At 71.7% G+C, this 12566-nt stretch carries 13 protein-coding genes and 3 tRNA genes; 5 read left to right on the top strand and 11 right to left on the bottom strand.

The window, feature by feature from the left end; genetic code table 11:
* Positions 1 to 17: 17 nt before the first annotated feature.
* A complete protein-coding gene (locus tag KIK05_RS06340; RefSeq protein WP_214409602.1) occupies positions 18 to 1544 on the top strand; it encodes an MFS transporter in 1527 nt (508 codons plus the stop codon).
* A 3-nt stretch (positions 1545 to 1547) separates the two neighbouring features.
* On the opposite strand, the gene KIK05_RS06335 is transcribed toward KIK05_RS06340, so the two are convergent.
* Positions 1548 to 2816 (bottom strand): MFS transporter, encoded by a 1269-nt coding sequence (locus KIK05_RS06335; protein WP_214409601.1) that lies wholly within the window; start codon positions 2814 to 2816, stop codon positions 1548 to 1550.
* Positions 2817 to 2892: 76 nt separating this feature from the next.
* Here KIK05_RS06335 and KIK05_RS06330 point away from each other — a divergent pair, with 76 nt between their 5' ends.
* Positions 2893 to 3096, top strand: a complete 204-nt coding sequence (locus tag KIK05_RS06330) for a hypothetical protein (protein ID WP_214409600.1) — start codon at positions 2893 to 2895, stop codon at positions 3094 to 3096.
* A gap of 79 nt (positions 3097 to 3175) precedes the next feature.
* Here the strand turns inward: KIK05_RS06330 and KIK05_RS06325 are convergent, their stop codons facing one another.
* The 4 genes from KIK05_RS06325 to leuC all read right to left on the bottom strand — a co-directional run bounded on the left by KIK05_RS06325 (position 3176) and on the right by leuC (position 5859).
* On the bottom strand, positions 3176 to 3478 hold the full coding sequence (locus KIK05_RS06325; protein WP_214409599.1) for an HU family DNA-binding protein: 303 nt from the start codon (positions 3476 to 3478) through the stop codon (positions 3176 to 3178).
* Between the two features lie 163 nt (positions 3479 to 3641).
* The gene (locus KIK05_RS06320) at positions 3642 to 3902 is read right to left on the bottom strand and encodes an SCO5555 family protein (RefSeq protein ID WP_214409598.1); all 261 of its coding nucleotides are present in this window, start codon (positions 3900 to 3902) and stop codon (positions 3642 to 3644) included.
* The gene (leuD, locus tag KIK05_RS06315) at positions 3881 to 4468 is read right to left on the bottom strand and encodes a 3-isopropylmalate dehydratase small subunit (RefSeq protein ID WP_214409597.1); all 588 of its coding nucleotides are present in this window, start codon (positions 4466 to 4468) and stop codon (positions 3881 to 3883) included. The genes KIK05_RS06320 and leuD overlap by 22 nt, the downstream gene beginning before the upstream one ends.
* 14 nt (positions 4469 to 4482) lie before the next feature.
* Complete coding sequence (gene leuC / locus KIK05_RS06310; RefSeq protein WP_214409596.1) at positions 4483 to 5859, bottom strand: 3-isopropylmalate dehydratase large subunit; 1377 nt, start codon at positions 5857 to 5859, stop codon at positions 4483 to 4485.
* Between the two features lie 137 nt (positions 5860 to 5996).
* Between leuC and KIK05_RS06305 the strand changes: the two genes are divergently transcribed.
* Both KIK05_RS06305 and KIK05_RS06300 read left to right on the top strand, forming a co-directional pair.
* Positions 5997 to 6713, top strand: a complete 717-nt coding sequence (locus tag KIK05_RS06305) for an IclR family transcriptional regulator (protein WP_214409595.1) — start codon at positions 5997 to 5999, stop codon at positions 6711 to 6713.
* Between the two features lie 268 nt (positions 6714 to 6981).
* The gene (locus KIK05_RS06300) at positions 6982 to 8619 is read left to right on the top strand and encodes a hypothetical protein (RefSeq protein ID WP_308249774.1); all 1638 of its coding nucleotides are present in this window, start codon (positions 6982 to 6984) and stop codon (positions 8617 to 8619) included.
* A gap of 117 nt (positions 8620 to 8736) precedes the next feature.
* On the opposite strand, the gene KIK05_RS06295 is transcribed toward KIK05_RS06300, so the two are convergent.
* The 5 genes from KIK05_RS06295 to KIK05_RS06275 form a co-directional block, all read right to left on the bottom strand.
* Complete coding sequence (locus tag KIK05_RS06295; RefSeq protein WP_214409593.1) at positions 8737 to 9438, bottom strand: SGNH/GDSL hydrolase family protein; 702 nt, start codon at positions 9436 to 9438, stop codon at positions 8737 to 8739.
* Between the two features lie 92 nt (positions 9439 to 9530).
* Positions 9531 to 9606: transfer RNA gene (locus KIK05_RS06290), tRNA-Glu, on the bottom strand.
* A 34-nt stretch (positions 9607 to 9640) separates the two neighbouring features.
* A tRNA-Glu gene (locus KIK05_RS06285) sits at positions 9641 to 9716 on the bottom strand.
* Between the two features lie 160 nt (positions 9717 to 9876).
* Complete coding sequence (locus KIK05_RS06280) at positions 9877 to 10527, bottom strand: response regulator (RefSeq protein WP_308249773.1); 651 nt, start codon at positions 10525 to 10527, stop codon at positions 9877 to 9879.
* Positions 10524 to 11249 (bottom strand): sensor histidine kinase, encoded by a 726-nt coding sequence (locus KIK05_RS06275; RefSeq protein ID WP_284681217.1) that lies wholly within the window; start codon positions 11247 to 11249, stop codon positions 10524 to 10526. Before KIK05_RS06275 ends, KIK05_RS06280 begins: the two co-directional genes overlap by 4 nt.
* A 193-nt stretch (positions 11250 to 11442) precedes the next feature.
* Here KIK05_RS06275 and KIK05_RS06270 point away from each other — a divergent pair, with 193 nt between their 5' ends.
* Positions 11443 to 12321, top strand: a complete 879-nt coding sequence (locus KIK05_RS06270; protein ID WP_214409591.1) for an alpha/beta hydrolase — start codon at positions 11443 to 11445, stop codon at positions 12319 to 12321.
* Positions 12322 to 12398: 77 nt separating this feature from the next.
* Here the strand turns inward: KIK05_RS06270 and KIK05_RS06265 are convergent.
* Positions 12399 to 12470 (bottom strand) — tRNA-Gln (locus KIK05_RS06265).
* Positions 12471 to 12566 lie beyond the last annotated feature (96 nt).

Raw genomic sequence — 12566 nt, 5'->3', positions numbered from 1 at the left:
ACAAGAGAGGTCTCGTCATGCACGACGTCGCCATATCGGCCGCTCCGGCACGCGCCGGCCTGCGGGAATGGGTGGGGCTGGCGGTGCTCGCCCTGCCCACCCTGCTCGTGGCCGTGGACATCACCGCACTGTTCCTGGCGCTGCCGCACCTGAGCGCCGACCTCGGGACGAGCGGCGTACAGCAGCTCTGGATCGTGGACATCTACGGGTTCATGGTGGCCGGCTTCGTGACCACCATGGGCACTCTCGGCGACCGCATCGGCCGCCGCCGGCTCCTGCTCGTGGGCGGCGCGGCGTTCGGCGCCGCCTCCGTCCTGGCCGCCTGCTCCACCAGCCCCGCGATGCTGATCGCCGCCCGGACGGTGATGGGCGTCGCCGGCGCGACGCTGATGCCCTCCACGCTGGCGTTGATCACCAACATGTTCCGGGACGGACGGCAGCGGGCCAAGGCCATCTCCGTGTGGGCGACCTGCCAGTTCACCGGCGGCGCCCTCGGCCCCGTCGTCGGCGGGATGCTCGTCGAGCGCTTCTGGTGGGGATCGGTGTTCCTGGTGGCCGTGCCGGTGATCGTCCTCCTGCTCGTCGCCGGGCCCGTGGTGCTGCCCGAATACCGCACGCCGGGCGCGGGGCGCCTCGACCTCGCCAGCGTGGCCCTGTCCCTGCTGGCGATCCTGCCGATCGTCTACGGGATCAAGAACCTCGCCGCCGACGACGGCTCCCTCGCCGGGCCGGTCCTGGCGATCGCGGTGGGGTGCGCGTTCGCGGCGGCGTTCGCCCGGCGGCAGCTGCGGCTGGACGACCCGCTGCTGAACCTGCGTCTGTTCACCCGGCGCTCCTTCACCCTGGTCCTGGCCGCGCTCGCGCTGGCGGGCGTCGCCATGGCGGGTGCGGGGCTGCTGGTCACCCAGTACCTCCAGACCGTCCTCGGATACCCGCCCGCCCAGGCCGCGCTGTGGTTCGCGCCCATGGGCCTCGCGGTCGCGGCCGGCACCCTGCTGACCCCGGCCCTCACCAGGTCCGTGGCGCCGAGGACGGCCATCGCGGGCGGCCTGGCGCTGTCCACGGCCGGCGCGGCGCTGCTCGCCCTGGTCCACGACGGGCCGGCGACGGCGGTGGCGGGGGTCACCATCCTGGCGCTGGGTACGGGCCCGCTGTTCGCCCTCGGCACCACGATCGTCGTCGGCTCCGTCCCTCCGGAGAAGGCCGGATCGGCGGCGTCGACGTCGGAGATCGCCAACTATCTCGGCGGCACGCTGGGCATGGCCGTCCTCGGCACCGTCGCCGCCGCGATCTACCGTCACCGTATGGAGGCCGGCGTCCCGGCCGGGATCCTCGACCAGGTGAGCGGGGCCCGGGAGACCGTCGCGGGGGCCGTGGCCGCCTCGGCGCGTCTTCCTCAGGCGGACGCCGCCGCCGTCCTGCACGCCGGCCACGAGGCGTTCATCTCCGGGCTCCACGCCGTCGGCCTGATCGGCGCCGCCCTGTTCGCCGGGCTCGCCGCCGTCATGGCGTGGCGGTTCCCCTCGGAGAACCCGTCGCGGTGAGCCTCACAGGGCCGGGACGCGGCGGCGCATGACGAGGATCGGCAGGTGGGCCAGGATGAACGTCGCGCTCGCCGTCCATATGGCCCCCCTGACGCCGAGCCACTCCCCCGCCAGCCCGCCCAGCACCCCGCCGAAGGGCATCGCGCTCCACATCAGGAAGCGCATGGAGGCGTTCATGCGGCCGAGCAGGTGCTCGGGGCAAATGGACTGCCGGTAGCTGAGCTGGGAGATGCCGAAGATGGTCCCGGCGAACCCGGCGAGTGCGAGGCCGAGCGGGAAGAGCACGACGCGCCAGCCCGGACCGGCCAGCGGCGCGACGAGGTTCGCGGGGACGGCCGCGGCGGCCGCGACGTACAGCGCCCGGCCGGTGCCCCATCGGGCCAGCACGCGCGGCGCCGCCACGGCTCCGAGCAGACCTCCGACGGCACCGGCCGCGATGACCAGGCCGTAGACCCCGGGGCCGAGGCCGAGCACGCGCAGCAGGAACAGCGCCTGCGCCGACGCCCACACCCCGAACCCCAGCATGTTGAGCGCACCGACCAGCGCGACCACCCGCAGAACCGGCTGGGCGGCGATGAACCGCACGCCCTCGGCGACCTCCTGCAGCAGCTTCCCGGACGCGGCGGCCGGGCGCCGCGCCTCCTTGACGCCGATGGCCCCCAGCAGCACCGCCGAGACGACGTAGCTGACCGCGTCGGCGAGCAGGGCGAACGGCGCGGTCGCCACCTGGACGAGCCAGCCGCCGAAACCCGGGCCCGCGAGGGCGGCGGTGGATCTGATCGTCTCCATCGTGCTGTTCCCCCGCGCGAGATCCCGCTTGGCGACGATCGAGGGCAGGTAGCTCATGTGGGCGACGTCGAAGAACACCGTGCACACGCCGGTGACCAGCGCCACGCCGTACAGCTGGGGCAGGGACAGCAGGCCGCCGGCCGCGGCGAGGGGGACGCTCGCGAGGGCTGCGGCGCGGACGAGGTCGGTGGCGACCAGGATGCGCCGCCGGGGCAGCCGGTCGACCCAGACCCCCGCCGGGAGCCCGACCAGCAGGAACGCCACCATCTCCGCGGCGGTCAGCAGACCCACCTGGAACGGCCCGGCGTGCAGCACCAGAACCGCGACCAGGGGAAGCGCGACCATGCTGACCTCGGTGCCGACCTGGCTGATCGCGTCCGCGCCCACGAACAGCGCGTACGGCCTCGTCCGCCACAGCGTGACCGGCCTGTCCGGAGTGTCCCGTCTGTCCGACAGCGCAGTGGATTCGTCCGCTTCTGCCATGGTCAGCCACCCTGGCGGGGGTCACGCCCGCCGCGCAACCGGATTTACCCCCGGCACGCGCGGTAAACTGGCGCCCGTGCAGGCCACGGTGCGGATCTTCGATCCGGCAACCCGCTCCGGATCCGTCTTCCTCGACGACGGCAGCGAGATGCCGTTCGGCGCCGAGGCCTTCGACGCGGGCCCGCTCCGGCTGCTGCGCAGCGGCCAGCGGGTGAACATCAGGGTCGAGGGCGACGCCATCACGGTCATCACCCTGTCGACCTTCCCGCTGCCCGGCTGACCTCGGCCTCCGGCCCTCCCACGCAGCGGCGCCCGGAGGCCGCGCAGGCCCCCGGGCGCCGTGATGAGCCGCCGAGCGGTCACTTCTTCTTGGTCGCGGCCTTCTTTCCTGCGGTGTTGACCTGCTCTTTGAAGTCCGCACCGGGACGGAACCTGGGCGCCCAGCTCTCGGAGACCTTGATGGGTTCGCCGGTCGAAGGGTTCCTTGCCTGACGGGCGGGCTTGTGAGCCATCTCGAACGCGCCGAAGCCAGTGATCGAGACTTTCTCCCCGTTCGAGACAGCGTGTTGGATGGCCTCGATTACCGCGTTCACGGCCTCGGTGGCCGTCTTCCTGTCGCCGACCCGATCGGTGATCGCGTCGACGAGTTCTCGCTTGTTCATCTAGCTTGCTCCCCCTGTTACCGCTGTCTGAGGATGAGCGCTGCGGCGGGCAGTGCCCGAGCCCTCACCCGGTGTGGCCAAGCGCGGGGTTTCGGCACGCACCCACCAGTCAACGGTCAGAAACCCCTTACCCGCTTGAAAGTAAGGGACACGCGGCCCGGACTCAATCACCTTCCGCGATGTCGCGCCTACTCGGCGTGTCGAAATCGTCTCCCAGATCGGCGAGAAAAGCGTCCAGACGGGAGCAGGCGTGATCGAGGTCACGCTTCGCAAGGTCGCAGATCGCGACAAATCTCCGCGTGACCCGCTCTTTGTCCTCAGGCGAGAGCCGCGCGGCGGCAATGCGACGGTAGGTGTCGCGTAACCGCCGCGCCAGCTCCTCTTCGGGGCTCGTGGGGCCCGTCAAACCGTCGTCGGCAGCCATGGCTGCCGACCATTCTCGTACACCGCCACCTCGTCGGCGTGGCGCAGGGTCAGACCGATGTCGTCGAGCCCCTCGAGCAGACGCCAGCGGGTGTAGTCGTCGATCTCGAAACCGGCCGACTCGCCGCCCCAGCGCACCTGGCGTTCGGTCAGGTCGACGGTCACCTCGGTCGCCGGGTCGGCCTCGACGGCGGCCTGCAGGGCCTCCACGGTCTCGGCGGGCAGGACGACCGGCAGCAGGCCCATCTTGGTGGAGTTGTTGCGGAAGATGTCGCCGAAGCGGGCCGCGATCACGACGCGGAAGCCGTACTGCTGGAGGGCCCACACGGCGTGCTCGCGGGAGGAGCCGGTGCCGAAGTCGGGGCCCGAGACGAGGATCGAGGCGCCCTGGTAGACCGGGTCGTTCAGGACGAACGCCGGGTCCTCGCGCCAGGCCGCGAACAGGCCCTTCTCGAAGCCCGTACGGCTGACCTGCTTGAGCCACACGGCGGGGATGATCTGGTCGGTGTCGACGTTGCTGCGGCGCAGCGGTACGGCCCGGCCGGTGTGCGTGGTGAAGGCTTCCATGATTCCCAAGCTCCTTACAGGTCGGCGGGCGCGGTCAGACGGCCGGTGACGGCGGTGGCCGCGGCGACCGCGGGCGAGACGAGATGGGTGCGCCCGCCCTTGCCCTGGCGGCCCTCGAAGTTGCGGTTGGAGGTGGAGGCGCTGCGCTCACCGGGGGCGAGGGTGTCGGGGTTCATGCCGAGGCACATCGAGCAGCCGGCCTGGCGCCACTCGGCCCCGGCGGCCTGGAACACCTCGTGGAGGCCCTCGGCCTCCGCCTCGGCCCTGACCTGCATGGATCCGGGGACGATGAGGGTGCGGGCCTTGACCTTGCGCCCGCGCAGCACCTCGGCGGCGGCACGCAGGTCCTCCAGCCGGCCGTTGGTGCAGGAGCCGACGAAGACGGTGTCGACCTCGACCTCGCTGAGCTGGGTGCCGGCGGACAGGCCCATGTATTCGAGGGCGCGGCGCGCGGCGGCCGGGTCGGAGGTGTCGTCGGGGGCGGGGATCGCGGTGTTGAGCGGCGCGCCCTGCCCGGGGTTGGTGCCCCAGGTGACGAACGGCGACAGCGTCGAGGCGTCGATCTCGACGACCGTGTCGAAGACGGCGTCGTCGTCGGTCCTCAGGGAGCGCCAGTACTCGACGGCGGCGTCCCACTGCTCGCCGCTCGGGGCGTGCGGGCGGCCCTTGAGGTACTCGAAGGTGGTCTCGTCGGGGGCGATCAGCCCGGCGCGCGCGCCCGCCTCGATCGACATGTTGCAGACGGTCATCCGGCCCTCCATGGAGAGCTTGCGGATCGCCTCGCCGCGGTACTCGACGATGTGGCCCTGGCCGCCGCCCGTGCCGATCTTGGCGATGATCGCGAGGATGAGGTCCTTGGCGGTGACGCCGTACGGCAGCTCGCCGGAGACCTCGATGGCCATGGTCTTCGGCCGGTACGCCGGGAGGGTCTGGGTGGCCAGGACGTGCTCCACCTCGGAGGTGCCGATGCCGAAGGCGATCGCGCCGAACGCGCCGTGGGTGGAGGTGTGGGAGTCGCCGCAGACGATGGTCATGCCGGGCTGCGTGAGGCCGAACTGCGGGCCGATGATGTGCACCACGCCCTGCCCGGCGTCGCCCATGGGGTGCAGCCGGATGCCGAACTCGGCGGCGTTCTTGCGGAGGGTCTCCACCTGCTGCTTCGACACGGGGTCGGCGATCGGGCCGAGCACCGTCGGGACGTTGTGGTCCTCGGTGGCGATGGTGAGGTCGGGCCGGCGCACCTTGCGACCCGCCATGCGCAGGCCGTCGAACGCCTGCGGGCTGGTCACCTCGTGGATGAGGTGCAGGTCGATGTAGAGCAGGTCGGGCTCGCCGTCCGCGCGACGGACGACATGCTGCTCCCATACTTTCTCGGCCAGTGTGCGACCCATGTCGTGAACGCCTCCTTGCGTTTCATCCCCCCGAACGTCTCATAGGATAAGACGGAAATTTCGGGATACGGACAGCGTACCCATCCCCGTCCCGAATGCCAGTTGCATCTCGGATAGCGAGACGGCAGTATCGGGGTATGGACAACTCTAGCGGAGTCGGCGTACTCGACAAGGCCGTCCTCGTGCTCAACGCCCTCGAAGCGGGCCCCGCGTCCCTCGCACAGCTCGTGCAGGCGACCGGCCTGGCCCGTCCCACCGCCCACCGGCTCGCGGTCGCCCTCGAGCACCACCGCATCGTCTCCCGTGACACACAGGGCCGCTTCATCCTCGGCCCCCGCCTATCAGAGCTGTCCACGGCCGCCGGCGAGGACCGCCTGCTCGCCGTCGCGTCCCCCGTCCTCATCCAGCTGCGCGACCTGACCGGCGAGAGCGCCCAGCTCTACCGCAGGCAGGGCGACGAGCGGGTCTGCGTGGCCGCCGCGGAACGCACCAGCGGCCTGCGCGACACCGTCCCCGTCGGCAGCTCGCTGCCCATGACGGCCGGATCCGCCGCCCAGATCCTGCTGGCGTGGGAGGAGCCCGACCGCCTCCACCGCGGGCTGCGCGGCGCCAAGTTCACCGCCGCCACCCTCGCCAGCGTCCGCAGGCGCAACTGGGCCCACAGCGTCGGCGAGCGCGAGCAGGGCGTCGCCAGCGTCTCCGCCCCCATCCGGGGCGCCGCCGGCAAGGTGATCGCGGCCGTCTCGGTCTCCGGGCCGATCGAACGCCTCACCCGCACGCCCGGCCGCATCCACGCCGCCCCCGTCGTGGCCGCCGCCGAGCGGATCACCGAGGCCATGCGCCGGGCCAACTGAAGGCATACGAAAGCCCCGGCGTAGCCGGCCGTATCGTCACACGGAGGTAAGCGGCGCACCAAGTGGTGGGAACTGTGCCGGACAATCGGACATGTGCTCACCGATTGGGCGTCGAAGGCGTGCTAACTGATTAGAGCCGCCCGCCGCCAAGCACTAGCCTGGCGGAGTGACAGATCGCATCGAGGCAGCCGCATCGGAGCTGCGTCCCCTCCTTCAAGAGTTCATTCTCTGGGCACCTCAGAACGCACCGGACAGTGATCCCGACCTGGTGGGGCCTGCCGCTCTGTGGCATCGCCTGATCGCTCGTGACGACGTCCACGTCTGGAAGTCCGACGATCTGCGCCCCGTCCTGGTGGAGCGCATGCCGAAGGTCGTCGAGGACCCCGACGCCGCGGCCGACGGCATGGTGCCCGCGGTGCGCGCCTACCTCACCTTCCTGTCCGAGACCGGGCGCCTGGGCAAGGAATCCGACAGCCTGGACGACCTGCTCGACGAGCTCGACGCGATCGAGGACGATTTCGTCGACGCGATGGAGGAGGTCCTCGGTGAGCGCGACTGGGACGAGGACGAAGAAGACCTCGACGAGGAGGAGGTCGAGGGGCTCGGCGACTTCGAGCCCTTCGCCGACGAGCTGGCCGATCTGCCCACCATCCGCCTGCGCCCCGACTCCGAGCTGGCCGAGGCCGCCCGGGCCGTGCCGCTGATCCTCAAGGCCCGCGACCTCGCCCTGTGGGTCGGCACCGCCCGCAAGGTCGGCGAGGAGACCCTGCTCAGCGACGACGAGATCCGCCAGGCGCTCGCGGTCGCCGGGCTTCCCGAGCCCGGCCAGGAGCCGCTCGCCCAGGCCGTCCCCGCGCTGTGGAACCTCTGGAACCTCGCGGTCGACCTGGAGTTCCTCAAGCCCGACGGCGAGGACACCGTCAGCGTCGACGAGGACACCGCCGCGTGGCCGTTCGAGAACGACGAGGACGTCCTCGACGTCTGGATGCTCGGCCTCCACTCCGTCGACTACGGCGACCCCGAGCTCGACGACGACGATCTCACCCTCGCCCTGTCCGGCCTCACCCGCGCGCTGCTGGTCCGGCTACTGGTGGCGGGCGGCGAGCGTCCGGTCGGCGAGCTGCGCGATGAGCTCGCCGAGGCCGCCGCCGAGTTCGACGACCTCGGGTCCGCCGCGTGGTCGGAGGTGGGCGACCCGCTGGCCTCCGTGCTCGAGTGGCTGTCCGGCTACGGCATGGTGACGGTGTCCGGCGACCGGGTCCGGCTCACGCCGCTCGGCACCGAAGGCGTCGTCCACCTGCTGGACGACGACGACATCGAGGTCGACGCCCGGCCGGCCATCGACGCCATGACCGCGCTCGACCTGCTGTCGCTCAGCGCCGACCTGCCCGAGGAGGAGGCCGACGCCGAGTTCGCCGCCTGGATGAAGCTGCGCGACCCCGCCACGGCCGCCGGCGAGCTGCTCGCGGCCGCCGCCGACGACGAGGCCGACGCGCTCATCCGCGTGCAGGCGGCGAGCCTGGTCGGCTCGCTCGGGCCGGTCGCCGTCCCCGCCTGGCAGGAGGCCCTCGACGAGCCGTCGCTGCGGCCGTACGCCGCCACCCACCTCGCCCAATTGGACGTCGAGGGGGCGCCGGAGCCCACCCAGAGCGACACCCACTGGCTCATTCTCGACATGTGGACGATCTCGGCGGGTCTCGGCACGCCCGAGTTCGTCAGCAGCCTGCACGACATCGGCCCCGCGCCGGTGCTGAGCAGCCTGCTGGAGGTCATCTGGAAGGTGCCGCACCCGCACGTCGAGGAGCTCCTGGAGGCCATCTCCGAGTCCCACCCGGACAAGCAGGTCGTCAAGGCCGCCAAGCGGGCCCTCTTCAAGGCCCGCTCCAAGGCCACCCCCACCTCCTGATGTTCCTTGAGCCCGTTTTCCGCACATCGCCCCTATTGACCTGAGTCGATCACGCATAGTTCCGGACCGTGTACAGCATCCGACCGGGGAGATTCGGGCTCGTGCGGAAAACAGGCTTCAGAGACGGAGCGCGGCCGCCTCGGCCCACGAGCGGTAGCCCACTCCCGAAGGGTGGAACCCGTCGGCGGCGAAGAAGCCGTTCAGGTCGGCCGGGATCTCCATGCTGAAGTGCCAGGCGCCCTCCGCCTTCGCCACGCCGGCGATGACGTGGTCGAGGGCCCTGGCCCGCAGCCCCATGACGGACCTGAGCGGCTGGGGAAGGGACGGGAACCTCCCGACGGGGGGCATCCCGGCCAGCACGATCTTCCCGGCCCGTTCGCGTACGGCGCCGACGAGCTCGGTCAGGTGCCGTTCGAAGAGTCGTAGCCGGGTCAGTTCGAGGAGGTCGTTGACGCCCAGCGCGACGAAGAGCACGTCGGCCGGTTCGACGAGAGGGGCCAGGTCGTCGATCACCACCCGGGTCGTCGCGCCGGTCCTGGCGGCGACCTGCCACTCCACCGGCTGCCCGGTACGCGCGGCGAGCGCGCGGGCGAGATGCCCGGCCATCCCGTCCTCGTGGGACTCCACCCCGACCCCGGCGGCGGTCGACTCCCCCAGCACCGCCAGCCTGATGGGCTCGCCGCTGCCGGGAACGGACCCACGGCGAGGTCCGGCGGCCTCCGGGAGGCGCGGAGTCCGCTTCCGGACCACCAGGCCCTGCACGGCCAGCACAGGCGCGAGGCCCAGCGCCAGCGGCCAGGCGTGTCGCTCGTTCATCATCCGCCCATCTCACGGCGAGCCGTTCACCCCGCCCCGGCGACCGGTGCCCGAACGACGAAACCCCCGGAAGAAGATCTTCCGAGGGTTTCGGTTGGTAGCCCCGACCGGATTCGAACCGGCGCTACCGCCTTGAGAGGGCGGCGTCCTAGGCCACTAGACGACGGAGCCAGGCTTTGATGACCATCATATTGCTTTCGCAGTGTGGTAGTCCCGACCGGATTCGAACCGGCGTTACCGCCTTGAGAGGGCGGCGTCCTAGGCCACTAGACGACGGGACCGTGCGCACTGCTTGCCGGAGCCGGAAACCGGACCCGGCGCGACACCCTGGGGCGTCGCGGCAACGGGCGTTACTCTATCGCACCCTGAAGAGCACGACCAAACCGATCGCTCCGGACCCCCTGCGGCGCGCACCCGGCAACCGGGACGGAACCCCTCGCGTCAGTCTCGGCGCCTTGCGAGGTCGAGGAGGCCGCGGCGGTAGGCCTCGGCGACGGCGGAGGCGCGATCGCGGGCGTCCAGCTTGGCGAAGATGTGGACGAGATGGGTTTTGACGCTCGCCTCGCTGATGAACAGCCGCGAGGCCGCCTCGCGGTTGGTCGCGCCCTCGGCCACCAGTTCGAGCACCTGCACCTCGCGCGGGCTCAACGTCCCTCGGGTCACCGGCTCGCGCACCCTCTCCACCAGCATGCCCGCCACCGACGGCGCGAGGACGGTCTCCCCGCGGCTCGCGGCCCGCACCGCGCTCAGGAGCTCCTCCGTGGGCGCGTCTTTGAGCAGGTAGCCGATCGCTCCCGCCTCCAGCGCGGGGAAGACGTCGCCCTCGGAGTCGAACGTCGTCAGGACCAGCACCCGAACGCCGGGAGCCGTCCCGGCCAGCCGCCGGATCGCCGTGACGCCGTCCGTCACCGGCATGCGGAGGTCCATGAGCACGACGTCGGCCGCGCGCTCCAGCGCGAGCTCGACGGCCTCGCGCCCGTCGGCGGCCTCGCCGACCACCTCGATGTCCGGCTCGTCGAGGAACGCCGCGCGCAGGCCGTCGCGGACGATCGGGTGGTCGTCGGCGATCAGCAGCCGGATTCGCGCGCTCACATCGGCTCCACGGGGTCGGGCGCGGGCAGGGCGGGGACCAGGGCGGCGACGACCGTGCCCTGTCCGGGAGAGCTCTCGATCTCGAGGCTGCCGCCGACGCCGCGCAGCCGCTGGCGCATGGTGCCCACCCCGTAGCCTCCCTCACCCGCGCGGACGGCGGGCCGGCTCCCGTCAGCGGAGGAGGGGTCGAAGCCGGTGCCGTCGTCGCGGACGTCCAGGAGGACGACGTCGTCGAGGTAGGACAGCGTCACCCAGACGTGCCTCGCGCCGGAGTGCTTGGCGACGTTGGCCAGAGCCTCCTGGGCGACGCGGAACAGCGTGGTCTCGACGGCGCCGGCCAGCGGCCGTGGCGTTCCCGTCACCTCCACCGCCGGCGTGACCGGCGAGCCCTCCGCCCACCGCCGGGTCATCTCGGCGAGCGCGTCCGGGAGGTGCGAGTGTTCCAGCGGCTCCGGCCGCAGCGCCCGTACCGAACGGCGGGCCTCGGTCAGGCTCTGCCGCGCCAGGGACCGCACCTGGGCCATGTGCCGCCCCCACCGCTCGGCGTCGCCGTGGGCGCGCTCCGCGGCGGCACTGAGCGCCACCAGGACGGCCACCCCCGCAGCACCGGAGCCCTGGACGAAGGCCGCGAGTGTGGAGACCGCCAGGAGGGCGTACGCCAGTCCCAGGAGGACCCACCTCGTCCGGAGCCCTCCCGGATCCGCGGCTTCGTCCGGGCCCATCCAGGTCACGGTCGCAGTATTCCTGGGCGCGGGTCGAGTCGCCCAATCGCCGGTGCCGCCCTCGACCGATCGGACGACGCGCCCATCGGCCGGACGACGTGCCGACGGCACGATCCGCGGGCCTCCCGGGACGGCCATCCTGGGACCGCCGTGACCACGGCGCACATCCTCGCGACGAAGGAGCGATCACGACATGCACGACGCCACCCGTGCGGAAGGCACCCCCAGGAGGCCGGTGACGACGTTCGTCTTCGCGTCCGGCGCGAACGGCGGCGGCTCGGGCGACGCCGAGCTCACCATGCGGGGGCATCGCGTCCTCGGCCTCGACCTGCCCGGCCACGAGGCCGGCTCCGGTCAGTTCCGGCGGTCGTACCAGGCCCCGCAGGACCTCGGCGCGTTCGCCGCCGAACCCTCCCCGATGGCCGGGATCACGATGGACGACTACGTGGAGCAGGCGGTGCGGGCCGTGCGGCGGGTCGGCGCGTACGGCCCGGTCGTCCTGGTGGGCGGCAGCATGGGCGGCGCCATGCTGGGACCCGTGGCGAACGCCGTGCCGGATCTCCTCCACCGGCTGGTGTACATCTCGGCGTTCTGCTGCACGGAACTGCCCAGCGCCGCGGCGTACGTCGGCACCCCGGAGGCGTCCACGAGCCTGATCGCGAGCATGGCGGCGGGCATGGTGGGCGACCCCGCGAAGCTCGGCGCCGCGCGGACGAACTGGCGCTCGGCCGACGACCGCTGGCTCGACGACCTCAAGGCCGCCGTGATGGCCGAGGGGAGCGAGGCGGAGTTCATGTCGATGCTCAACGGCCTGCAACCCGACGAGTCCCTCGAGGTGATGACGGCGGACGCCCGGGGCCACAAGGAGACCTGGGGGCGGGTGCCCCGGACCTACGTCCGCCACTCGCTCGACCGGGTGATACCGCCCGCCCTGCAGGACCGCATGATCAGGGAGGCCGACGCCCTGACCCCGGGCAACCGGTTCGACGTGCGGACGGTGCGCACCAGCCACATGCCCACGAGGGCGGGATGGCGCGAGATCGTCGACATCCTGGACGAACTGGCGCCGTGAGAAGCGGTGCGACCACCGCCGGGAAAAGCAGAACGCCTATGCCTTCGCGGAAGGCATAGGCGCCAGCAGGAAACCTGCTGGGGTACCAGGACTCGAACCTAGACTAGCTGAACCAGAATCAGCCGGGCTGCCAATTACCCCATACCCCATTGCTTGCGACCCCCTGTGCTGCGGGCTCGCTCGCGACTTCCGAAAGAATAGCCCAGCTTGGCGGCCAAGACCAAAACGATTGAGGAAGCGCCGGA

Source organism: Sphaerisporangium fuscum, assembly GCF_018531465.1.
In the GTDB taxonomy this organism is placed as follows: Bacteria; Actinomycetota; Actinomycetes; order Streptosporangiales; family Streptosporangiaceae; genus Sphaerisporangium; species Sphaerisporangium fuscum.
The sequence above is the reverse complement of the archived record's forward strand: the minus strand, read 5'-3'. Positions and strand labels throughout refer to the sequence as shown.